17 protein-coding genes are annotated in these 22,224 nt (G+C 68.3%); 14 read left to right on the top strand and 3 right to left on the bottom strand.

Annotated features, from left to right (window positions below; translation table 11 throughout):
* The first annotated feature begins 103 nt into the window (after positions 1 to 103).
* The 13 genes from J2X20_RS23870 to J2X20_RS23810 all read left to right on the top strand — a co-directional run bounded on the left by J2X20_RS23870 (position 104) and on the right by J2X20_RS23810 (position 17,684).
* Positions 104 to 976, top strand: a complete 873-nt coding sequence (locus J2X20_RS23870; RefSeq protein WP_310270656.1) for a DMT family transporter — start codon at positions 104 to 106, stop codon at positions 974 to 976.
* Positions 973 to 2,088, top strand: coding sequence for an enoyl-CoA hydratase/isomerase family protein (locus J2X20_RS23865; protein ID WP_310270653.1), 1,116 nt, complete (start codon positions 973 to 975; stop codon positions 2,086 to 2,088). The genes J2X20_RS23870 and J2X20_RS23865 overlap by 4 nt, the downstream gene beginning before the upstream one ends.
* A gap of 88 nt (positions 2,089 to 2,176) precedes the next feature.
* Positions 2,177 to 2,755: a lectin-like protein gene (locus tag J2X20_RS23860; protein ID WP_310270650.1), complete on the top strand. Its 579-nt coding sequence runs from the start codon at positions 2,177 to 2,179 to the stop codon at positions 2,753 to 2,755.
* A 135-nt stretch (positions 2,756 to 2,890) separates the two neighbouring features.
* Positions 2,891 to 3,844, top strand: a complete 954-nt coding sequence (dusA, locus tag J2X20_RS23855; protein WP_409034195.1) for a tRNA dihydrouridine(20/20a) synthase DusA — start codon at positions 2,891 to 2,893, stop codon at positions 3,842 to 3,844.
* A gap of 38 nt (positions 3,845 to 3,882) precedes the next feature.
* The gene (locus J2X20_RS23850; RefSeq protein WP_310270644.1) at positions 3,883 to 4,824 is read left to right on the top strand and encodes an MBL fold metallo-hydrolase; all 942 of its coding nucleotides are present in this window, start codon (positions 3,883 to 3,885) and stop codon (positions 4,822 to 4,824) included.
* Positions 4,799 to 5,389, top strand: coding sequence for a methylated-DNA--[protein]-cysteine S-methyltransferase (locus J2X20_RS23845; RefSeq protein WP_310270641.1), 591 nt, complete (start codon positions 4,799 to 4,801; stop codon positions 5,387 to 5,389). Before J2X20_RS23850 ends, J2X20_RS23845 begins: the two co-directional genes overlap by 26 nt.
* Before the next feature lie 80 nt (positions 5,390 to 5,469).
* Complete coding sequence (locus tag J2X20_RS23840; RefSeq protein WP_310270638.1) at positions 5,470 to 6,723, top strand: DEAD/DEAH box helicase; 1,254 nt, start codon at positions 5,470 to 5,472, stop codon at positions 6,721 to 6,723.
* Entirely contained in the window at positions 6,713 to 7,180 is a 468-nt protein-coding gene (locus J2X20_RS23835; RefSeq protein WP_310270635.1) for a CYTH domain-containing protein, read from the top strand. The genes J2X20_RS23840 and J2X20_RS23835 overlap by 11 nt, the downstream gene beginning before the upstream one ends.
* Before the next feature lie 57 nt (positions 7,181 to 7,237).
* Entirely contained in the window at positions 7,238 to 9,904 is a 2,667-nt protein-coding gene (locus tag J2X20_RS23830) for a TonB-dependent receptor (protein ID WP_310270632.1), read from the top strand.
* A gap of 180 nt (positions 9,905 to 10,084) precedes the next feature.
* Complete coding sequence (locus tag J2X20_RS23825) at positions 10,085 to 11,647, top strand: ABC transporter substrate-binding protein (protein ID WP_310270630.1); 1,563 nt, start codon at positions 10,085 to 10,087, stop codon at positions 11,645 to 11,647.
* 8 nt (positions 11,648 to 11,655) lie between these two features.
* Complete coding sequence (locus J2X20_RS23820; RefSeq protein ID WP_310270627.1) at positions 11,656 to 14,874, top strand: response regulator; 3,219 nt, start codon at positions 11,656 to 11,658, stop codon at positions 14,872 to 14,874.
* A gap of 150 nt (positions 14,875 to 15,024) precedes the next feature.
* Positions 15,025 to 15,528: a hypothetical protein gene (locus J2X20_RS23815; RefSeq protein ID WP_310270624.1), complete on the top strand. Its 504-nt coding sequence runs from the start codon at positions 15,025 to 15,027 to the stop codon at positions 15,526 to 15,528.
* Positions 15,529 to 15,623: 95 nt separating this feature from the next.
* A complete protein-coding gene (locus J2X20_RS23810; RefSeq protein WP_310270621.1) occupies positions 15,624 to 17,684 on the top strand; it encodes a TonB-dependent receptor in 2,061 nt (686 codons plus the stop codon).
* Between the two features lie 4 nt (positions 17,685 to 17,688).
* Here J2X20_RS23810 and J2X20_RS23805 read toward each other — a convergent pair whose 3' ends face one another.
* The 3 genes from J2X20_RS23805 to J2X20_RS23795 all read right to left on the bottom strand — a co-directional run bounded on the left by J2X20_RS23805 (position 17,689) and on the right by J2X20_RS23795 (position 20,775).
* Entirely contained in the window at positions 17,689 to 18,657 is a 969-nt protein-coding gene (locus J2X20_RS23805; protein WP_310270618.1) for a recombination-associated protein RdgC, read from the bottom strand.
* A 61-nt stretch (positions 18,658 to 18,718) separates the two neighbouring features.
* Entirely contained in the window at positions 18,719 to 20,044 is a 1,326-nt protein-coding gene (locus J2X20_RS23800; RefSeq protein ID WP_310270615.1) for a PEP-CTERM sorting domain-containing protein, read from the bottom strand.
* Between the two features lie 80 nt (positions 20,045 to 20,124).
* Complete coding sequence (locus J2X20_RS23795; protein WP_409034194.1) at positions 20,125 to 20,775, bottom strand: DsbA family oxidoreductase; 651 nt, start codon at positions 20,773 to 20,775, stop codon at positions 20,125 to 20,127.
* A gap of 215 nt (positions 20,776 to 20,990) precedes the next feature.
* Here J2X20_RS23795 and J2X20_RS23790 point away from each other — a divergent pair, with 215 nt between their 5' ends.
* Positions 20,991 to 22,220 (top strand): hypothetical protein, encoded by a 1,230-nt coding sequence (locus tag J2X20_RS23790; protein WP_310270611.1) that lies wholly within the window; start codon positions 20,991 to 20,993, stop codon positions 22,218 to 22,220.
* Positions 22,221 to 22,224: the final 4 nt, after the last annotated feature.

The following is a 22,224-nucleotide window of genomic DNA, read 5'->3' as shown; positions in this document are numbered from 1 at the left end:
AAGCTCGCTCGCGTTCCGCGGCATGTTGAGCTTCCCCAGCCCCCTCCGCGAGGGGGCTCTAGCAAGTTGATTGCCCGCGCCCCGAAAGGGGCGCTCTTCGTTGATGAAGCACCGTAGCGCTGTGTTGCTGATGCTGCTGGTCACGCTGATGTGGAGTTCGGCGGGCGTCGTCACGCGGCATCTGGACGCGGCGCGCGGGTTCGAGATCACGTTCTGGCGCAGCAGTTTCAACGCGCTGGCCCTGGTCGTCATCCTCGGCTTCCTGCGGGGGCGGGCGTTGCTGCCCAGCCTGAAGGGCCGCGCGGTCTGGGCTTCCGGTGTCTGCTGGGCCATCATGTTCACGGCCTTCATGGTGGCGCTGTCGCTGACGACGGTGGCCAATGTGCTGGTCACGATGTCGCTGTCGCCGCTGTTCACGGCGCTGTTTGCACGCGTCTTCCTGCACCAGCCCATTCCCGGCCGTACCTGGGCCGCCATCGTCGTGGCCGGCGCCGGCATCGCGTGGATGTTTGGCGGCCAGTTCGGTGGGCCGCTGGCGGGCGTGATCGTCGCCCTGGGCGTGCCGTTGGCGGCGGCGTCCAACTGGTGCCTGCTGCAGAAGGTGGGGCAGGGCAGCGGTGCCGACATGCTGCCCGCCGTGCTGATCGGCGCGCTGATCTCCATGGCCGCCATGCTGCCGCTGGCCTGGCCGCTGCAGGCCGGCGCGCATGACCTGGCCCTGCTGGGCTTCCTCGGCGTCTTCCAGCTGGCCGTGCCCTGCCTGCTGGCCGTGCGCCTGGCGCGCGAGCTGCCCGGTCACGAGCTGGCCCTGCTGGGCCAGGCCGAAACCCTGCTTGGCGTGCTGTGGGCCTGGCTCTTTGCGGGCGAACACCCAGGCAGCGCGGCCCTGATCGGCGGTAGCCTTGTGCTGGCCGCCTTGATCGCCAACGAAGCCCTGGCTCCCCCTTCCGTCAAATCCGTCCTGAAGAACGCATGAACGCTGCTGTCCCGAACTTGGTGTCCGATGGCCAGATCCTGGCCGAGGTCAACGGTTGCCTCGGCCTCATCACGCTGAACCGCCCGCAGGCCCTGAACGCGCTGTCGCTGGCCATGATCCGCGACATGACCACGCTGCTGCGCCACTGGGCCTCGCGCCCGGAGATCCAGGCCGTGGCCGTCCTCGGCGCGGCCCGCGAAGGCAAGGCGCCGGCCTTCTGCGCCGGCGGCGACATCCGCTTCTTCCATCAGGCCGCCCATGCCGGCGACCCGGCCCTGGGCGAGTTCTTCACCGAGGAATACCGCCTCAACCACCTCATCCACCATTTCCCCAAGCCGTATATCGCGCTGATGGACGGCATCGTCATGGGCGGCGGCATGGGCATCAGCCAGGGCGCCAAGCTGCGCGTGCTGTCCGAGCGCTCCAAGCTGGCCATGCCCGAGACGGCCATCGGCCTCTTCCCCGACGTTGGCGGTGGCTACTTCCTGGCCCAGTGCCCCGGCCATGTCGGCGAGTGGCTGGCCCTGACCGGCCACACCATCGCAGCCGGCGACGCCATCGAGTGGGGCCTGGGTGACGTCTATGTGCCGGCCGCGCAATGGGCCGACCTTGTCGAAGCCCTGCGCTTCAGCCCCCAGCCCAGCGCCGAGCATGTCGTCGCCACTGTCATGGAGAGGGTTGACCTCGCTCCCACGGCCGACCCCAAGGCCGCGGCCGAACGCATCGACCGCCATTTCGGCGAGCCGACGCTGGCCGGCATCCTCGACTCCCTGGCCGCGGCCGGCGACGACTGGGCGCGCCAGACCCGCGAGACGCTGTTGACGCGCTCGCCCTTGATGATGGCGGTCACGCTGGAGCTGGTGCGCCGCGGCCGCAAGCTCAGCCTCGCCGATGACCTGCGCCTGGAGCGCGACCTCGTTCATCACGCCTTCCACCTGCGCGGGGCCGCGCGCAGCGAGACGGTCGAGGGCATCCGCGCCCTGGCCGTCGACAAGGACCATGCGCCGCGCTGGAGTCCGGCAGCCGTGGCCGATGTGGACGCGGCCGAGGTGGCCGCCTTCTTCGTCAGCCCCTGGAGCCCGGCCGAGCACCCGCTGCGCGACCTGAGCTGAAGCTGTCGCCCCCCGGATTGGGGGTTGGCCCGGCAGGTGGGCCTCCTGACACTCGCGGAAATATTTCACGAAGAGGACGGAGACATCCATGCGTAAGCTGCTCACGACTGCTCTGCTGGCCGCCGGCCTGCTTGGCCAGGCTGCCCAAGCCGCACCCGTGCAATGGACCATTGCCTCGGGCGGCAATGACCACTGGTACGAGTTCATCGACTCCAACGTCACCTGGGACGCCGCCTTCGCCGCGGCCCAGGGCATGAGCTTCATGGGCATGACGGGCTATCTGGCCACCGTCACCAGCGCGGGCGAAAACCGCTTCGCCTCCGTCACCGCCGCCGGCGGCATCCTGGCCTGGCTGGGCGCTTCGGACGCAGGCAATGAGGGCAACTTCACCTGGCGTGATGGCCCCGAGGTCGGTCAGGCCCTGACCTATACCAACTGGAATCCGGGCGAGCCCAACAACTGCTGCGGTGGCGAGAACTATCTGCAGACCAATTTCGGCGCCGTCATGGGCTGGAACGACCATGGTGGTCCGGGCAATGCCGGCCAGGTCAACGGCTATCTGGTCGAATTCAGCGCCGCCAACACCGTGCCCGAGCCCGCCAGCCTGGCCCTGGTGATGGCTGCTGCCCTGGCCGGCGTCGGCGTCGCGCGCCGCCGCGGCCGCTAAGCCCCCGCGCTTCAGCATTTCTCAACGCCCGCGTCGGCCCGACGCGGGCGTTGCCATTGGCGGCCCGGGATAATCGCGTCCGTGACTGCTGCCCTTTCTTCCCGGTTTTCTCCCTGGCGCCTGTCCGTCGCTCCGATGATGGACTGGACCGACCGCCAATGCCGCTATTTCCACCGGCTCATCACCCGCCAGACCCTGCTCTACACCGAGATGGTGACGACCGGCGCGCTGCTGCATGGCGACCAGCCCCGCCACCTCGACTTCAACGCCGAGGAGCATCCCGTCGCCCTGCAACTGGGCGGCAGCGAACCCGCCGACCTGGCCGCCAGCGCGAAGTTGGCCGAGCGCTGGGGCTATGACGAGGTCAACCTGAACTGCGGCTGCCCCAGCGAGCGCGTGCAGAAGGGGGCCTTCGGCGCCTGCCTGATGGCCGAGCCCCAACTGGTGGCCGACTGCGTCAAGGCCATGCGCGATGCGACGGCGCTGCCGGTCACCGTCAAGCACCGCATCGGCATCGACAGAAACGAGAGCTATGACTTCGTGCGCGACTTCGTCGCCACCGTGGCCGAGGCCGGCTGCGAGGTCTTCATCGTGCACGCCCGCAATGCCTGGCTGCAGGGCCTCTCGCCCAAGGAAAACCGCGAGATCCCGCCGCTGCGCTACGAACTCGTGGAGCAGCTCAAGCGCGAGTTCCCGCAGCTGACCATCGCCATCAACGGCGGCCTGAAGACGCCCGACCAGATCGCGGCGCAGCTCGAAGTGCTGGACGGCGTCATGATCGGCCGCGAGGCCTATCACGAGCCCTGGAGCATGGCGCAGTGGGACTCGCGCTTCTTCGGCCGGCATGACCCCGCCGCGTCGCGAGAGCAGGTCGAGGAGGCCTGGCTGGACTATCTCGAGCGCGTGCACGCCTCGGGCCGCTCCTGGGCCCATGCGATGCGCCACGCCCTCGGGCTGTGGAATGGCACGCCCGGCGCGCGCCGCTGGCGCCAGGTCTGGAGCGATCACCGCTTGAAGACGCTGGCGCCGCGCGAAGTCGCCAGGCAAGCCACTGCTGCTCGTCTCTCGGGCGCCGCCGTCGCGGCATGACGACCGGCCGCAAGGCCGGCTTGCGCGAGCATGCAGGCATGCGCCTCCTGCTCATCACCCTGTCGTTGTGCTGCGCTGCCGTGCAGGCCCAGCAGACGCTGGCGCCCGGCGTCCTGCTCGTGCCCGGCGGTTTCGAGGCCGGCCGCCAGCCGGACGGCAACAGCCTGCTGCTCAAGGGCAGCGCAGGCTGGCTGTTGATCGACAGCGGCCGCCATCGCGCCCACACCGAGGCCGCGCTGAAGGCCGCGGGCGGGCAGGTGAGGGCGGTGCTGAACACCCACTGGCATCTCGACCACCTGGGCGGCAACGCCTGGCTGCGCTCGCAACAGCCCGGCGTCGAGGTCTGGGCTTCACCGGCCGTCGCCCAGGCGCTGGCAACTGACGGCTGGCTGGACCGCTACCGCCGTCAACTGGCCGAGGCGCTGCCGACCGCGCCAGCCGAGCAGGCGGCCGTCATGCGCGTCGATCAGGACCTGCTGGATCAGGCCGCGGCGCTGCGACCGGACCATGAGGTCAAGGCCGCAGGCCCGCTGACTTTGGCTGGCCGGCGCCTGCAGGTCGGCGTCGAGACGGCCGTCAGCGGCGGTGACCTGTGGGTGCTGGACACCGCCTCGGGTCTGTTGGCTGTCGGCGACCTCGTCACCCTGCCCGTACCCTTCATGGACACCGCTTGCCCGCCGGCCTGGCGCGAGGCGCTGGCGCGCATCTCGGCCCAGCCCTTCAAGCAACTCGTTCCCGGCCATGGCCCGGTGATGAGCCGCGCGGATTTCGAGCGCTGGCGCAGTGGCTACGAGGCCTTGCTGGACTGCGCCGACCAGGGCCTGCACCCGGCCGCCTGTGCTGCCGTCTGGCGCTCGCGCGTGGACTCCTGGCTGGACGATGCCGGCCGGGCCCGCGTGAGTGGCATGCTTGGCTACTATTTCAAGACCCTGCTGCAGGCTCCCAAAGACCAACGTGAACGTTTTTGTCGACGACCCTGACATTGGCCCGGTGCTGCCGCCGGGCGAATCGCTTTGGAGCCACAGCTTCGACACGGCCCTGGGCCGCTGCGGCATCGTGTGGAGCGAGCGCGGCATCGTCGCGTCGCTGCTGCCGGATGCCAGTCTGGAAAGGCTCAAACGTCGCCATCCGACGGCCCAGCCCGTCACGGAACTGCCGGCTCACATCGCCCAAGCCGTCGATGGCATCCGCGCCCTGCTGGCCGGCGAGGCGCGTGACCTCAGCGACATCGTCCTGGACGAGCGCGGCATCCCCGAGTTTCGCCGCCAGGTCCACGCGTTGACCCGTGCCATCCCGCCGGGCCAGACCCGCACCTATGGCGAGATCGCCAACGCCCTCGGCCAGCCAGGCGCCGCGCGCGCGGTCGGCCGGGCCGAAGGCGACAACCCTTTCCCGCCCATCGTGCCCTGCCATCGCGTCATGGGCGCGGGCGGCGAGCCGACGGGTTTTTCGGCGCCCGGCGGTGTCGAGACCAAGCGGCGCATGCTGCTCATCGAGGCCCGCGCCGTCGGCCAATTGGCCGGCGACCAGCAAAAACTGTTCTGACCCGGCGACACCGCGACCCTGGCCAGTTGAGGACAGAGCTTTTCGCGCCGCTGCAAGGTCTGTCCCGCAAAATCACGTCTATGTCCTTCGCTTCCCTGGGCCTAGCGCCCACCCTGCTGCGCGCCGTGCGCGACCAGGGCTATCACGCGCCCACCGCCGTGCAGTCGGCCGCGCTGCCGCCCATCCTGGCCGGCGCCGATGTGCTGGCCCTGGCCCAGACCGGCTCCGGCAAGACCGCCGCCTTCGTGCTGCCGCTGCTGCAGCGCCTGCTCACCGCCCCGCCGCGGCCCGGCCCGCGCGCGCTCGTGCTGGCGCCGACGCGCGAACTGGCCATGCAGACGGCCCAGCTGCTGCGCGACCTTGCCGCGGCCTTGCCTCAGCGCCTCAAGATCGCCCTGGCCTTTGGCGGTGTCTCCATCAATCCGCAGCTGATGGCCTTGCGCGGCGGCTGCGACGTCATGGTGGCCACGCCAGGTCGCCTGCTGGACCTGATCGACCACAACGGCCTGACGCTGGCCGGCGTGCAATGCCTGGTGCTGGATGAGGCCGACCGCCTGCTCAACCAGGGCTTTGCCGACGAACTCCAGCGCCTGCTGGCTCTGTTGCCGCCCCAGCGCCAGTCGCTGCTGTTCTCGGCCACCTTCCCGGCTGCCGTCGAGGCGCTCGCCGCCCAGCTGCTGCGCGAGCCGGTGCGCATCCAGATCGAGGAAGCCCCGCCGCAGATCGCCCAGCGCGCCCTGCAGCTCGACCGCGCCCAGCGCCTGCCGGCCCTGCGCCAGTTGCTGAAGAGCGAGGGCTGGAAGCGGGCCTTGGTCTTTGTCGCCAGCCGCTACACGGCCGACCTGGTGTCGGACAAGCTGTTTGCCCATGGCTTCAAGGCCGGCGTGCTGCATGGCGAGTTGAGCCAGGGCGCACGTCGCGACGTGCTGGAGGCCCTGAAGGCCGGCAGCGTCGAGGTGCTGGTGGCCACCGACGTCGCCGCGCGCGGCCTGCACATCGAGGCCTTGGACGCCGTCGTCAACTACGAGCTGCCGCGCTCGGCCGCCGACTACACGCACCGCATCGGCCGCACCGGCCGCGCGGGTGCCACCGGCGTGTCGGTCAGCTTCATCTGCGCCGATGGCCCCGAGAATGCCGAGAGCCATTTCCGCCTCATCGAGAAGCGCCAGGGACAGCGCGTGCCGCGCGAGCGGCTGGAGGGCTTCGAGCCCCAGGCCGTGACGACCGAGGCTCAGGCCACGGGGGGCATCAAGAGCACGACGCGCAAGAGCAAGAAGGACAAGCTGCGCGAGGCCGCAGCCAAGGCGGCTGAAGGCTCGCACGATGGGCATTGAGATCGAACGCAAATTCCTCGTCAGCGGCGATGGCTGGCGCCAGCCGGTCGAGCGCCAGATCCGCTTCAGTCAGGGCTATCTGAGCCGCGACCCGACGCGCACGGTGCGCGTGCGCATCGCCGGCGAGCGTGCCTTCCTGACCATCAAGGGCGCCACGCGCGGCGCGACGCGGGCCGAGTTCGAGTACGAGATCCCGCTGGCCGATGCACAGGCGCTGCTGGCCCTGAGCGACGGCCCGGTGGTCGAGAAGATCCGCCATCTCTGCCTGTTCGAGGGCATGAGCTGGGAGGTCGACGAGTTTCTGGGCGCCAATGCCGGCCTGGTCGTTGCCGAGATCGAGCTGTCCGACGAAGGCCAGGTCTTTGCCCGGCCGGACTGGCTGGGCGCCGAGGTGACCGGCGACGGCCGTTACGTCAATGCCAACCTGGCGGTGAGGCCGTTCACGAGCTGGGGGTAGGTCGCCGACTGGCGGAGCCCCGGCGCGCGACGCCGGGTTGCCGCTCGCCGCGGGGCGTTGCTAAGTGCTTGGTCGTGCGCATGGCGGTGCCCATCGCGCCTTCCTACACTGCAGCTGTTCAATGATGCACTTGGAGACAATGTGAAACACACTCCAACACAACGTGCTCGGAACTCGCAGATCACCAATGCGCTGGCTGCTGCGGCTCTGTTCATCGTCCTTCCTGCCCGCGCTGAGGACGCGCGTTCAAACGCCGGACCGGCGGACGGGGTGACGCAGGCCAAGTCCAGCGATCCGGCGGCTGTCGCGGAAGCTTCCACCAGGGACGCGAATCGGACCAGCGCCGACAACCGCCTGAGCCTCGATCGGACCGTGGTCACCGGCACGGGCGTGGCCCGTCGCAAGTTCGACATGTCGTACGCGGTTTCGAGCATCTCGTCCTCCGACATCGACAAGCTGGGGCCGCTGAACACGGCTGACCTCATCGGCCAGATGCCCGGTGTGCAGGCCGAAGCCACCGGCGGCGAGGCGCAGAACATCTACCGCGTGCGCGGCATTCCGAACGAGTCGAACTTCTTCACCCTCCAGGAAGACGGCATGCTCGTCTACGGCGAGAACGACGGCTTCTTCTTCAAGGGCGACGTCATGATCCGCCCGGATCTGATGACCCAGAGCGTCGAAGTCGTTCGTGGCGGCCCGGCGCCGATATTTGCCGACAACGCGGCCGCCATCGTCAACCTCATCACGCGCCAGGGCGGCGAGGCGGCTGAGAGGGGCACCCGCCTCACCCTGGGTGATACAGGCCTGTACCGCTTCGACGGTTTCGCGTCCGGCAAGCTTGCCGACCGGATGTACTACGCCTTCGGAGGCTTCTACCGCAAGCACCGGGGCTATCGCGACAACGGCTTTCCCAGCGACACGGGCGGCCAGGTGCGACTGAACATCCGGCACAGGCTGGACCAGGGCGAGGCCAGGTTCTTTGCCAAGGTCTTCGACGACCGGAACGTGTTCCTGCTGCCCATTCCGGTGGCTGACCCGCGCAACCCGTCGAAGTCGCTGAACCCCTATATCGATTACTTCAAGGGCACACTGAATTCGCCCTATCTGCGCAACGTCCAGATGCTCTACCCGACCGAGGGCGGCGCCGGCAAGGCGACCGAAGGCCGCGATCTGTCCAACGGCCGGCACCTGCGTTATTTCAACACCGGTGTTGATCTGAGCCTTGACCTAGGAGGCTGGCGGCTTGGCGAGCAGTTGCGCCTGACCCAGGGTCATCTCGACTTCGACGCGTTGTATTCGACCGTCAACCCGGCCGACGGCAACGCCTTTGCCGCCAGTTTCCTGAATGCCTCACGCACGGTGTTCGGTCCCGGTGTCAGCCGCCTTGGCTACACCTTCGCCGGCCAGACCGCCAGCTACGACCCGTACGCCGCTTCGGGCTTGGTCGCGCAAGCGGGCTACCGCGCGATCTGGAACGACTTCAGCTCCGTGTCCAACGACCTGCGGGTGACCCGCGACTTCGAACTGGCCGGCAAGCATCGCCTGACCGCCGGCTTGCTGCTGTCGCGCTACAAGTCCACCATGAACATGCGCTTCCAGGACTTGCTGCTGGAGTTGGCCGGCAAGCCCCGTCCGCTGGACCTGGTTGCCTACGACGCCGGCGGCAACGCGCTGGGCCGCGTCACCGACAACGGCGTGCTGCGCTATTCGTCCACGCTGACGGGGGGCGAATCCACCGTCACCCAGACCTCGGTCTACTTTGCCGACACCTGGAAGCCGGCGGAGCAGACGACGCTTGATTTCGGTGCCCGCCGCAGCGGCTACAAGGGCGACGGCTTCAGCAAGTTGACGGCCCGCTACGACTTGGGCAACGGCACCACGCTGGCCGACAACTCGACGCTGGGTTTCACCGGTGTCAACGCCCCGCGCTCGATCGACGGTCATCCGACATCGTGGACCGTCGGTGTCAATCAGGAGATCACGCGAGCCATGGGCGTGTATGCACGGGCTTCCGTGGCCTACCGTCTGCCGGGCGAAATCAACGTCTACACGTTCGCTGCGCCAACAACGACCCGCGCCCGGCAGTACGAGGCTGGGTTGAAGTACTCGACCCAGCCGTTCTCGGCTTTCGCCACGGTCTTCCTGAGCCAGTTCAAGCCCTTCGCAACGACGGTTGCGGAAATCGACCCCGCCACCGGGACCATCACGAATCAGGTCTTCATCGGCAACGTGAAGAGCCCCGGCGTCGAGCTCGAATTCTCGTGGCGCCCCCTCGCAAGCTTCACGCTGGATGGATCGGCCACCTATGCCCCCGCCAAGTCCGGCAACATGGTCAGCGCAGCGGGCAACCAGTCGCTGACGACAGAAGGCAAGTTGCCCATCCGCCAGCCCAAGGCCTGGGGCAACATCCGTCCAGCCTTCAACTTCGCAGTGGCGGACTGGCAGGCCAGCGCATACGCACGCTTCAACTTCACCGGCAGGCGCTACGTCGATCTGCAGAATACGACGGCGCTGCCGGCCTACCAGACCCTGGCTCTGGGCGCGTCCGCCAGCAAGGGCGGCACCGCCGTGCAGCTGATGGTGGAGAACGCCACCAACGCCAAAGGCCTGACCGAAGGCAACCCGCGCGCCGATGCGGTGGCAGGACAGGGGACGGCCGATGCCATCTATGGCCGCCCGCTGTTCGGTCGCAATGTCCGCCTGACGATGACCCAGGAATGGTGACGGTCCAGCGCGGGGGGGCGGCCAAACCCCCATCCGCGGGTCGGACAGGTGGGCTACAGTGAGGTCGAGGTCGGTGAGCACGGCTCGTTCGGCGAGTCGCGCAACCGGCCTGCGGTGTCGACGCATTCCAGGCCTCATGGAGCGAACATGACTCAGAGCGGGCTCATGAGGGCATGCCTGGTGTTGTTGACCAGCTGGCTCCCGCTGGCACAGGCTGCCGACGGCCAGGACGCCAAGACGCCTGCCAGGCCCGAGAGCACCACCGTCACGGTCGGCCGGGCCAATGACGTACCCGTGCCGAGAGTCCTGCCGGCCTGCGCGCCGGGAAAGTGCCTGTTTGCAGGTCAGAAGGTGACGGTGATCGCCACCAAGAGCGCGATCAGCGAGGCGCTGCTCGAAGTGAAGGAAGAGTTCGAGGCGGCCACCGGGGCGAAACTCGACATCGTGCGCTTGGTCGGTGTCGAGCACTACCCGACCCTGATCTCGGACATGACCAACCACACCGGCAAGTACGACGCGTCGATTGCTGCGGCCTGGTGGGTGGGCGACATGGTGGCTGGCGGGCACCTGCTGTCCTACGAAAAGTTCTATGACGATCCACGCTTCCCGAAATGGAACATCGACGACGTGCTGCCCGGCCCGCGCACGCTGTTGTCCTACGGCGGCAAGAAGTACATGGTCGCCTATGACCACGACGGCCAGGTGCTGTACTACCGGCGCGACCTGCTGAACGCCCCTCGGCACCAGGCGGCGTTTAGGCAGAAGTACGGCTACCCGCTGGCGGTGCCGCAGACCTGGGCGCAGCTGCGCGATGCGGTCGAGTACTTCAACGGCCAGGACCTCAATGGCGACGGCACGCCGGATCACGGCATCGTGCTGGCGCTGCAGCCAGGCAGCCAGGGCATGTTCAATTACATGACGATCTCGGCCTCCTTCGTCATTGGCCCCGCCAATACGCGGCTGTACTGGTTCGACCCGCGGACGATGGCGCCGCTGATCAAGAGCCCCGGCCATGTGCGCGCCCTCGAACTGTTTGTTGAATTGGTGAAATTCGGCCCGCGCGAGATGCTGACCTGGAACCATGGCCGCGGCTGGGACCACTTCCTGGCCGGCCGCGCGGCATTCGCGCTCACCTGGGGCGATCTCGGCGCGCTGGCTCAGCAACAGGGCAGCCAGGTCAGGGGCAAGACCGGCACCGCGCCGGCCCCCGGAACGCATGAGTACTACGACATCGTGCGCGGCAAATGGACCACCACAGCGGGCGTCAACCAGGTTGGCAATACCTCCGGTGCCTCCTGGGCGGGGGTGATCTCCAAGTACTCGAAGGTGCCCGAGGCGACCTACTTCCTGCTGGCGCTGCTGGCGACGAAGGAGAAGTCGCAGGTCTATGCGGCGCGCGGCTGGGATGGCATCGACGCGGGGCGCAAGTTCCACATGCTGCCGCCCGAAGGGACGGGCAGCCTGGAGCCCTATCTGCGGGCGAACTGGGACCCCATCGACATCCGCGACTACCTCAGCGCGTTCCAGAGCACTTTCAACAACAAGCAGCAGTTCCCCTATCTGCGCATGCCGGGAACCTACAGCTATGTGCTGGCGCTGGATCTGCGCCTCATGCAGGCGGCGGGTGGGCAACTGAGTCCGGCAGCGGCGCTCGCGGCCGCTGCCATCGATTTCGAAGAGATCACGATCCGGCTCGGCCGCGAGCGGCAACGCGAGTCCTATCGAACCTCCATGGGCTACTGATCACACGCATGCGCTGGATTATCCGGGGCTCATCGCTTGGCATTGGTATCGGCACCAAGCTGACCGTTGGTGTCGGGATCCTCGTCGGCCTGACGCTGCTGGTCGTGGCACTCGCCATCCTGGCGGGCCACAACGCCAGCCGGGACATCGAAGTCAGCGAAGGCTTGCGCGCACCGGCATCGCGGGCCTCGGCCCAGGCGCAGGAAGCATTGTTGAGCATGCAGCTGCATCTGCGCGGTTTCCTGGTGCTTTCAGATCGGGAAGACATCGGGCACTACCACGAGGCACGCCGGGCATTCGAGGGAGCGCTGGCGTCGCTGCAGGGATTGGCCGCCGGCTGGGAGGAGGGTGAACGCAACCGCGTGCAGGCCTTGACCGAGCGCTACGAGCGCTGGAAACGCCTGCCGCCGCAGTTGTTCGAACTGCACGAGGACACCTTGCGCAATCGGCCGGCGCTGCGTCTGTCGAGCATCGACGTGCAGGCGCTGCGGGTGCGCGTGCTCGCCGAAACCGAGGCGATGATCAAGCTGCAGAAGGCGCGCGCCGCCGATGCGGTGAACCGCGAAGTGCTGGCGGAAATGCTCATCTTCCAGAGTTCCTTCGATGTGCTGGCCACCAACGTGATGGCGTTCGGTGCCTCGGGCGAAGGCAACTTCAGGCTGACCTACAGCCCGCAACTGGTGACCAACGCGGCCTTGTGGGACGGGCTCAACGCGCGCCGCCCGTTGCTCACATCTGAGCAGCTCGCCCACCTGGACCGCATCGCGGCGGCACGGGCCGAACTGACCGAGCTGACCTTGCAGATCCGCACGATCCAGGACAGTGCGCATGCCTACGAGGATCTCTTCCTGTACCGGACAGAGGTCGTGCCGCAGGCGCAAGGGCTTCTCGATCTGCTGCACCAGATCACCGCAGAGCAGCAGGCGCAGCTGCAGACCGAGCTGTCGCGCGCCCGGGACAGCCTGGCCCATTCGCGTGCCCGGACGGTGGCTGGGGGCGTGGCCGCGCTGGCATTCGGTGTGGCGCTCGCATTCCTGCTCCGGCGCAGCATCGTCGGGCCGGTGCAGCGCCTGACCCAGGTGGCGGCACGGATCGCTGCCGGAGATCTCGCGGCCCAGGCGCCTGTCGAAGCGCGCGACGAGACCGGCATGCTGGCCGCCAGCTTCAATTCGATGACGGCCCGCCTGGCCAAGACGATCGCAGACCTGGAAACCGCCTACGCCGAAGCGCAGCAGGCCAAGAACGTCGCCGAGCTGGCCAACCAGGCCAAGAGCAGCTTCCTGGCCAATATGAGCCACGAGATCCGCACGCCGATGAACGCCATCCTGGGCATGTCCCACCTGGCGCTGCAAAGCGGCCTCAACCCGCAGCAGCAAAACTACATCCAGAAGGCGCATTCGGCGGCGGAAGCGCTGCTGGTCATCATCAACGACATCCTGGACTTCTCCAAGATCGAAGCCGGCAAGCTCGACATCGAGACGATTCCATTCAACCTCGGCGATGTGCTGGACAACTTGAGCAATGTGGTCGGCCTGAAGGCCGACGAGAAGGGCCTGGAGCTGCTGCTGGACGTGCCGCTGCAGGTGCCCAGGGCGCTGGTGGGCGACCCATCGCGCCTGGGCCAGGTGTTGCTCAACCTGGGGAACAACGCCGTCAAGTTCAGCGACCGCGGCGAGGTCGTCATCACCGTGAGGGTGGTTGAACAGGACGACGAATCGGTCCGGCTGCGGTTCACCGTTCGCGACACCGGCATCGGCATGAGCCCGGAGCAATTGCAACGTCTGTTCCGACCCTTCACGCAGGCCGACGCCTCGACCAGCCGGCGCTACGGCGGCACCGGCCTCGGGCTGGCCATCAGCCGCCACCTGGTGAAGCTGATGGATGGCGAGCTCGCCGTCGAAAGCGAGATGGGCCGCGGCAGCCGGCTTCACTTCGAGCTGCGCTTCGGGCTTCAACCCGGGGCTGCGGACCAGCCAGTGGACGACAGTCTGCGCGGCACGCGTGTGCTGGTCGTGGACGACAACGCCGCCGCGCGCGAACTCCTCGCCGCGATGTGCCTGGCGATGGGCCTGCAGGTCGATGTCGCCGCCGACGGCGAAGAAGCGCTGCGCCAGGTGGTGCAGGCCGACGCGGGTGACGCACCCTTCCAGCTGCTGCTGCTGGACTGGAAGATGCCGGGCATGGATGGCGTGGCCTGTGCGCAGGCCCTGGCCGAGCGGACCGAGTTGCGCCACCCGGCGCCCCTGGTGCTGCTGGCCACGGCCTTCAGCCGCGAAGAGGTGCGGCAGCGCCTGGCCGAGCGGAAGCTGCGGGCCGGCGCGCTGCTGACCAAGCCGGTCACGCCGTCGGCCTTGCTGGATGCCTGTGCGGTTGCACTCGGACGAACGCTGGCGGTCCCCACGCGCAATGCGCGGCGCGAAGAGGCTCAGTCCGACCATCGAAAGATGCTGGCTGGCGCTCATATCCTGCTGGTCGAGGACAACGCGATCAACCAGGAGCTCGCCGTCGACCTGCTCAGTCGTGCCGGTGTCGTCGTCAGCGTCGCCGGCAACGGGGAGGAGGCGCTGCGCAAGCTGGCCGATGAGCAATTCGATGCGGTGCTGATGGACTGCCAGATGCCCGTCATGGACGGCTATGCCGCGACGCGGGCATTGCGTCAGCAGCCTTCGCTGCAGGCGCTGCCCGTGATTGCGATGACCGCCAACGCGATGGTCGGCGACCGCGAGGCCGTCCTTGCGGCGGGCATGAACGACCATATCTCCAAGCCAATCAAGGTCGATGAGATGTTTGCCACCATCGCCAAATGGGTCAAACCGGGTCGGCCGGTCGTGGTGATTGGCAATGACAGTGGTGCCGACACCTTGCGGGTGCTGAAAGGCATTGACGCGCATTGCGGTCTGGCGAACGTCGGTGGCAACGGCGTGCTTTACCGCCGCGTGCTGAGCCTGTTCTGCGCCCGTGAGGCTGATTTCGCGCAGCGTTTCAAGGCTGCACGCGGTGGGGGTGACGCCGACACCGCATTGCGTGCTGCGCACGACCTCAAGGGCCTGGCGGGGACGCTGGGCATGCATGCGTTGCAAAAGGCCGCTGCAGCTTTGGAGCGAGGCTGCCTGGACGGCGCGGGTGACGTCGAACTTGACGCCATGGTGCACCAGGTGTCGAACCACCTTGACGAGGTCGTCGCCGGGATCCGGAGCCTCGAGAGCGAGGCCACACCAGCCTCGTGAGCGGACTGCCAGGAGAAGCTAGGGGGAGGCGAATCCGGCCGCCGGCCGCGCGCGTAGGACAGGCAGCCGAGTGTCATATGCGGGCCATGTCCGCGACCGAAGATGCTCAGCTTGGCTTGCTGGCCGCCCCTTCCTCGCATCATCACGCCCGTGCCCGTCTTCCTGTCATCGCTGCTGCACAGCTCGCGCGCCGCCGTCCTGGCGCTGCTGCTCGTCGTGCTGCCGCTGCAGGGTGTGGTGCAGTTGGTGGCGGGGCTTCAGGGGCATCGGCATGTGCACACCGGTGCGGCCCGTGAGTCCGTGCTGTCCGGCCTGGCTGAGCCGCTGCGGGCCCTGCTGGACCATCTGCATGCGGCCCAGGACCCGCGGCTGCAAGGGCACAAGCTTGGCGGGTTCGCCAGCAAGGGGTCGGCGGCCGGCATGCACGAGCATGGCGGCGTCTTCCACCAGCACTCGGCCGACACCGCCGATGTGCTCGAGGTCGGCGATGCGGCCGATGATTCCCTGCAAGGCGGCGTGACCGCCTTCCTGGCCTGGCTGCCCACTGGCCTGGCCATGATGGCCCTGGGTGGCGCGAGTGACCATCCCAGCCTGGCCGATCTCGACTGGCGTGACCGCGTCATCGCGCCGCCATTGACGCCGCCGCGCGGCTGAGCGCGCCCGGCGCGTCCTGCGCCGCTCCGACCTCTCCCGACTTCCGCCCGTCGCGAGCCGACGTGCGGTGTGCTCCCGCGCTTGCCGAGAACTCCATGCCCAAGCATCGCCCGACGCTGCTGGCCGCCGCCAGCCTGCTCGTCACCGCCACCGCCCATGCCCAGGCCGAGGCGCCAGTCATCGTTGCCACCGCCGTGCTCGAGAAGGTCGAGATCAGCGGCCGCCACTACGACAACGCCATCGGCAGCGCCGACGCTGCCTCGCAGGGGACCATACGCGCCGAGCTGCTGAAGAGCCGCCCCGCGCTGCGGCCGGGCGAGGTGCTGGAGTTCGTACCCGGCGTCATCGTCACCCAGCATTCGGGCGGCGGCAAAGCCAACCAGTACTTCCTGCGCGGCTTCAATCTCGACCACGGCACCGACTTCGCGACCACGGTCAACGGCCTGCCGGTCAATATGCCCACCCATGGGCATGGGCAGGGCTATTCGGACCTGAACTTCCTCATTCCCGAACTGGTCGATCGCATCGAATACCGCAAAGGCCCTTATTTTGCGAAGAACGGCGACTTCGCTGCCGCCGGCTCGGCCGACATTGCCTACCGCAACACGCTGGACGAGAGCTTCGCAGCGCTGACGCTGGGCCAGCGCCAGTTCCAACGTTTCGTCGGCGCGGGCTCGACGGCCCTGCGCGGCGGTCTGAAGCTGCTCGGCGCCGTCGAGGTGCAGCACAACGACGGTCCCTGGAAGCTGCCCGAGCGGCTGCGCAAGAGCAATGGCGTGCTGACGCTGTCAGGCGGCACGGCGGTCGAGGGCTGGAGCGCCAGCCTGATGGGCTATGAAGCGAAGTGGAACTCGACCGACCAGGTGCCCGAGCGCCTCATCAATACGGGCAGCATTGGGCGCTTCGATGCCATCGACAAGAGCGACGGCGGCGCGACACAGCGCAGCAGCCTGTCCGGCGAATGGCATCGCGACGGTGAAGCCGGCACGACGCGCGTCGCGGCCTATGCGATGGACTACCGGCTCAAGCTGTTCTCCAACTTCACCTATGCGCTTGAGCGCCCGGACGGCGACCAGTTTTCGCAGCAGGACAAGCGCGGCGTCTACGGCTTCAACGCCAGCCATGCCGTGGACCACAAACTGGGCGAGCTGCCGGCCCGCAGCGAGATCGGGGTGCAACTGCGTCACGACCGCATCCGCGTCGGCCTCTACGACACCGTCGAACGCCGCATCACCGCGACGACGCGCGACGACGAGGTGCGTGAGACCCAGCTTGGCGTCTACGGCCAGACCTCGGTCGAGCTGACGCCCTGGCTGCGCAGCGTCGTCGGCCTGCGCGCCGATCAGGCGCGCTTCAGGGTCGACAGCCTCAGCAATGCGGCCAATTCCGGCAGCGCCTCGGCCCATCTGCTCTCGCCCAAGCTGTCGCTGATTGCCGGCCCCTGGGCCAAGACCGAGTTCTTCTTCAACGCCGGCCGTGGCTTTCACAGCAATGACGCGCGCGGCACGACGGCGACGGTTGACCCCAAGAGCGGCGGCGCCGTCGACAAGGTGTCCGGACTGGTGGCGGCGCGCGGCCTGGAGCTGGGGGCGCGGACCGAATGGGTGCCGGGCCTGCAGTCTTCGCTGGCGGTCTGGAAGTTGGATTTCGACTCCGAGCTCGTCTACGTTGGCGACGCCGGTGCCACCGAAGCCAACCGCCCCAGCAAGCGCCGTGGCGTGGAGTGGAACAACCGCTATATGCCTGCCCCGTGGCTGCTCATTGACGCCGACCTGGCCTGGACGCATGCACGCTTTGCCGACGGTGATCGCATTCCGAACGCTGTCGACAAGGTCGCCTCCATCGCCGTCACGCTGCGCGAGCTCGGCCCCTGGTCGGCCAGCCTGCAATGGCGCTACCTCGGCTCAGGCGCGCTGATCGAGGACAACGGCGTGCGCTCGCGCTCGTCGCTGACGACCAATCTGCGCGTCAGCCGCAGGCTATGGGCGGGCAGCGATGTGACCGTCGATGTCTTCAACCTCGGCAACCGCAGGGTCAACGACATCGAATACTTCTACGAGTCCCGGCTGCCCGCCGAGGCCGCGCCGGTCGCCGACCGGCACGTCCATCCCGCCGAGCCGCGCACCGTGCGCGTGACCTTCAAGCTGGGCTTTTGAAGCCTCACCAGGGGGCGGCTTCCTCGGCGAGCGGCTCTGTCGACAAGGTGGCTGGCGCCGGCGCGGTGCCCGCGGCCGCGAAGTCATGCTCGCCGCCCAGGCCCTCGATCAGCGCCGGGATCAGCCGGCCCAGCTCGCCGGTGGCCAGGGCCAGGTCGGCATCGAAGGCCTCGTCGCCGCTGGCCTCGGGCCGGCCCTCGAAGGCCAGGTCCAGGAAGCTGATCTTCTTGATCGTGAAGCCCTCGGTCAGCGTGAAGGCGACGCGCTCGTTCCAGCTCAGGGCCAGGCGGGTCGGCATCTTGCCGCTGGTCAGATGGGCGCGCACCTCCTCGATGTCCAGCGGGTGGCGGGCATAGCGCACGACGGGCTTCTGCTCGTCGCTGCCCTTGAGCTCGCATTCGCGCTCGATCTGGAAGCCTTCGGGCGTCACGCCGTCCAGCAGCCAGTCGGCCATGCAGGCGGCGGGGCTCTCGGCGGTCTGCACCAGCTGCAGGCTCAGGCCCGGGCTGGCCTGGATCAGCAGCGTGACGACCTCGTCGGCGCGGCTGCTGGAGCCGGCGTCGACGAAGAGCAGGCCGGCCTGGGGCGCGATCCAGACCTGGGTGGCCGAGGTCTTGGTGAAGGCGCGCGGCAGCAGCTCGTGCGTGGCCTGCTCCTTCAGATCCTTCTTGGCCTTCTTGCCGGGCTTGCGGCCCGTGGTGGCCTCGATGTGCTCTGCCAGTTCGTCGATGCGTTCCTGCACGACGGAGGAGGGCAGCAGGCGCTGCTCGCGCTTGAGCTTGACGAGCCAGTGGCCGTCGACGACCTCGACGAGAGGGGCGTGCTCGATGCCGCGCGGCGGCGCCCAGCCGACGGCCAGGGGCTGGGTGGGGGCGCAGGCGAGGAAGGGTTCCTTGGCGAGCTGTTCGGCGAGCTGCTTGGCGTCGGTCTGCCAGCCTTCGCCGATGCGGTAGGTGATCAGGTTCTTGAACATGGGCGCTGGAGAAACAAGAAGCCCGCCAGCGGCGGGCTTCGGGAACTGAAGGCCTATTGTCTCAGGTCCGGCGGCGGCCCCCTGCCAGCAGGGCGCCGGCACCGGCCAGCCACAGCAAGGAAGTCGCGGGTTCGGGCACGGCGGTCGTGATGGCCTGCATGGTGCCGGTGAAGCTGCCGTCGTTCATGAAGCTGAGTCCGGTGACGAAGGCTGTCAGGTCGAAGGCGTTGACGCCGGCCGAAACCTCGATGCCGCGGATCTGGAAACGGTCCACGCCAGCCGTGTAGCCGTGGGCCACGAAATCGAAGCTGGTGCCGGCCGCCAGGTTGCTGGCGACCTCCAGCCAGCCGCTGCCGTTCCAGGCCCAGACTTCGTACAGCCCGTCGCCGACGTTGCTGGCGATCTGCACGGTCCTGAAGTTCGGGTCGCCGGCTCCGGTGCGGTAGCTGAAGCCCGTCGCCACAACCGGGTCGATGAAGGTGACGCTGTTGGCCGAGACGTTGTCGACGTGGAAGTTGTAGACCGGCCCCGCCAGCAGCCCTGAAGTCGTCGGCACCGGTGTGACCGTCGGCAGGGCGATGTTGCTGACGCCGGCGGGCAGGGTGGCCGGGTCGACGGGCGTGAAGTCGAAATACGAGGCGGAGCGCGACGAGGTGCTGCCATCGGCGCGCAGGTGGTTGAGGTCGACGGCGATGGAATAGTGGGTGCCGTAGCTCAGCAAGCCGGCGGGCAGGGTGAAGCTGGTGCCGCCCAGCGCCGCGCTCTGGAAGATCTGGTTAGCCTGCTCGAAGCTGTTGGCCGTGCCGTAGCGTGGCTCGACCGTGGTGGGATGACTGTTGTCGAACACGCGCACCCGCATCTGGTCGATGCTGGTGGACGAGCTGGGCAGGCTCCAGGTGACGCTGGGCGTGAGGCCGGAGCTGCTGACCGTCATCGAGGTGACGAAGGGCATGGCGCCGACGACGCCCAGCGCGGGGGTCTGCAGCACCGTGCTGCTGCCGAAACCGGGGTCGGTCGACAGGTAGATGCGCCAGGAGCCGGTCAGCGACGCATCGTAGGGGCGCGAGGCGAAGTACTGGTGAGGCAGCGCAGTCATGTCGCGCTCGAAGAGGATCTGACGCACCCAGTCCGGGTCGGTCGCGAAGCTGTCGCAGGTCCGGCCCAGCGGACAGGTGCCCGAGACGCCGTAGACGTAGGCGCCTGGGGCGCCGGCGGGGGGCGCCACGTCGTTGGCTCCCCAGACGATGATGTCGCCGGTCGCCCGGTTGCCGCTGTTGGCGCTGTTGTTGACCCGCAGGTTGAAGACGTTGGCCACGCTGGGGGTGGCCGCCATGGCCGGGACGGCCCCCAGCAGGCCGAGGCTGGCGACGAGGGCAAAGGCTTTCATTCGGACTCCCTGAGACGCAAGCCAGCCTAGGCCTGTGACCGGGGGCCCGCATACCCCCTGCGGAGGGGGCATCGCGCCGTTCAGGCCAGGCGCGGCTCGTCCATGACCTGGCGCAACAGCCTCTCGAAGACTTCGACCGACTGGCCGCCCTGGATCAGGTGGCGCTGGTTGACGATGATGGCCGGCACGGCGTGGATGCCCTGGGCATGCACTTCGGCCTCGGCCGCGGCCACGTCGGCGTCGTATTGCTTGCTGTCCAGCACGGCCTTCGCGCCCGCCTCGGGCAAGCCGGCGGCGACGGCCAGTTCCAGCAGCACGGCGCGATCGGACACATTGCGGCCTTCGGTGAAATAGGCCTTCAGCAGGGTGACCTTGAGCACGCGCTGCACCGCGCCGCCAAAGGCCTCGTCGGCCCAGTGCAGCAGGCGATGGGCGTCGCGGGTGTTGTAGATGCGGCTGCGCGCCTCCATGCGGAAGTCAAAGCCCAGGGCCTGCCCACGCTCGCGGATGGCCTGGCGGGTGCCGGCCAGCTGGGCCGGGCTGGCGCCGTATTTCTGGGCCAGGTGCTCCTCGATGTCCTGGCCCTCGGGGCCCATGCCTGCATTGAGCTCGAAGGGGTGGAAGTGCAGGTCCAGTTCCAGCCCGGGGATGCGGGCCGCCGCCGCTTCCAGCGAATACAGGCCGATGGCGCACCAGGGGCAGACGATGTCGGAGATGAAGTCGATACGCATGGCCGGCATTTTCGCGGGTCGCCAATGCCCCCGGGTTTGCAAGCTTGACCCAAGCGTGATGGGGTTGCAATTGATTGCGGCGACAGGTGTTGCGCGGCGGGGCGCGAGGCTAATAATGGCTTTGCAGTACCCGTTGCGCCATGCCCGCCCAGACTCCAGACCGATTCAGCCGCTGGAAACGTGGCCTGCTTGCAGGCCTCATCCCCCTTGCCGCGATGACCAGCGTCCAGGCCCAGGAGGCCGACAAGCCGTCCGGTGGGGCGGGCCTCAGGTTCAATGGCTTCGGCAGCCTGGGCTTGAGCCATGTGGATGCGCCGGCCGGCTGGGGCTATCGCCGCGAGCTCACCCAGGGCGGCAGCGACGACAGCTGGCGTGCCGATGTCGACACGCGCCTGGGCGTGCAGATGAACTACAGCCTGGGCAGCCGCTTCGAGCTCGTCGCCCAGGTCATCGCCAAGAAGCGGGCCCGGTACGCCATCGGCAGCGACGCGGTGGAATGGGCCTACGCCAGCTACCGGCCCGATGCCGCCTGGACCCTGCGCGCGGGCCGGGTGAATCTCGATGTCTTCCTGATGGCGGACTATCGCAACGTGGGCTATGGCTTCATGACGGCGCGACCGCCCGTGGAGTTCTATGCCATGTTGCCGACGACGCTGGATGGCGCGGACGTGGCGCGCAGCTGGCAGCAGGGCGACGCCCAGTGGCGGGCCAAGCTGATGTTCGGCTCGGCACGCATCGGCGACTTCGAGAGTGCCAAGGCCAGCCGTGTGCGCTCGGTGGTCGGCGGCATGCTGTCGCGCGAGGAGGGCGGGCTGTTGCTGCGCGTCAGCTATGCCCACACGCGCATTGCCATCGACCACACCGACACCCAGCCCGCCCTCGATGGCCTGGCCCAGCTGGGCGGCCTGCCCATCCCGTCGGTGGCCGAGCAGGCGCTGTCATTGCGCCGTCGCCTGGGCGCTGACAACGGTTCGGGGACGTTCTGGGAGCTGGGCCTGCGTCACGAACTGGCGGACTGGCAATGGAGCGCCGAGATCCTGCGCATCTCGGCCGATCCCCTGATCGTGCTGACTTCCGCCTATGCGACGCTGGGCCGGCGCGTGGGCGACTGGACGCCTTACATCGGCTATGGCCTTGTCCGCGACGCGCAGGGCGTACTGCCGCTGCCGGCGTGGCAGGCCACGCTGACGCCTGTGATCGGCCCCGTCGGCGCGGCCCAGGCACAAGGTCTGGGCAGTGCCGTGACGGCTTCCTTGAACGCCTCGCGGTTCCAGCAATCAGGCTGGGCTATCGGCACGCGCTGGGACTTCCACCCCCAGGCCGCGCTGAAGCTGCAGTGGGACCGCGTGCGCATCAGCAACAGCGGCTCGGGCCTTTGGACCGGTGCCGACGGTGCGCCTTCGCACGCCACCATCGCGACCGCCGTCGTGGACTTCATCTTCTGAAGCC

Origin of the sequence: Roseateles saccharophilus, from assembly GCF_031458095.1 — a bacterium.
Lineage (GTDB): Bacteria > Pseudomonadota > Gammaproteobacteria > Burkholderiales > Burkholderiaceae_C > Pelomonas > Pelomonas saccharophila_A.
This window is presented reverse-complemented; position numbering and strand designations above follow the sequence as displayed.

Excerpts from the sequence above, each read along its gene's own strand:
- J2X20_RS23870 (WP_310270656.1), top strand. The coding sequence starts at position 104 with ATGAAGCACCGTAGCGCTGTGTTGCTGATGCTGCTGGTCACGCTGATG.
- J2X20_RS23865 (WP_310270653.1), top strand. The coding sequence starts at position 973 with ATGAACGCTGCTGTCCCGAACTTGGTGTCCGATGGCCAGATCCTGGCC.
- J2X20_RS23860 (WP_310270650.1), top strand. The coding sequence starts at position 2,177 with ATGCGTAAGCTGCTCACGACTGCTCTGCTGGCCGCCGGCCTGCTTGGC.
- dusA (WP_409034195.1), top strand. The coding sequence starts at position 2,891 with ATGATGGACTGGACCGACCGCCAATGCCGCTATTTCCACCGGCTCATC.
- J2X20_RS23850 (WP_310270644.1), top strand. The coding sequence starts at position 3,883 with ATGCGCCTCCTGCTCATCACCCTGTCGTTGTGCTGCGCTGCCGTGCAG.
- J2X20_RS23840 (WP_310270638.1), top strand. The coding sequence starts at position 5,470 with ATGTCCTTCGCTTCCCTGGGCCTAGCGCCCACCCTGCTGCGCGCCGTG.
- J2X20_RS23835 (WP_310270635.1), top strand. The coding sequence starts at position 6,713 with ATGGGCATTGAGATCGAACGCAAATTCCTCGTCAGCGGCGATGGCTGG.
- J2X20_RS23820 (WP_310270627.1), top strand. The coding sequence starts at position 11,656 with ATGCGCTGGATTATCCGGGGCTCATCGCTTGGCATTGGTATCGGCACC.
- J2X20_RS23810 (WP_310270621.1), top strand. The coding sequence starts at position 15,624 with ATGCCCAAGCATCGCCCGACGCTGCTGGCCGCCGCCAGCCTGCTCGTC.
- J2X20_RS23805 (WP_310270618.1), bottom strand. The coding sequence starts at position 18,657 with ATGTTCAAGAACCTGATCACCTACCGCATCGGCGAAGGCTGGCAGACC.
- J2X20_RS23800 (WP_310270615.1), bottom strand. The coding sequence starts at position 20,044 with ATGAAAGCCTTTGCCCTCGTCGCCAGCCTCGGCCTGCTGGGGGCCGTC.
- J2X20_RS23795 (WP_409034194.1), bottom strand. The coding sequence starts at position 20,775 with ATGCGTATCGACTTCATCTCCGACATCGTCTGCCCCTGGTGCGCCATC.
- J2X20_RS23790 (WP_310270611.1), top strand. The coding sequence starts at position 20,991 with ATGACCAGCGTCCAGGCCCAGGAGGCCGACAAGCCGTCCGGTGGGGCG.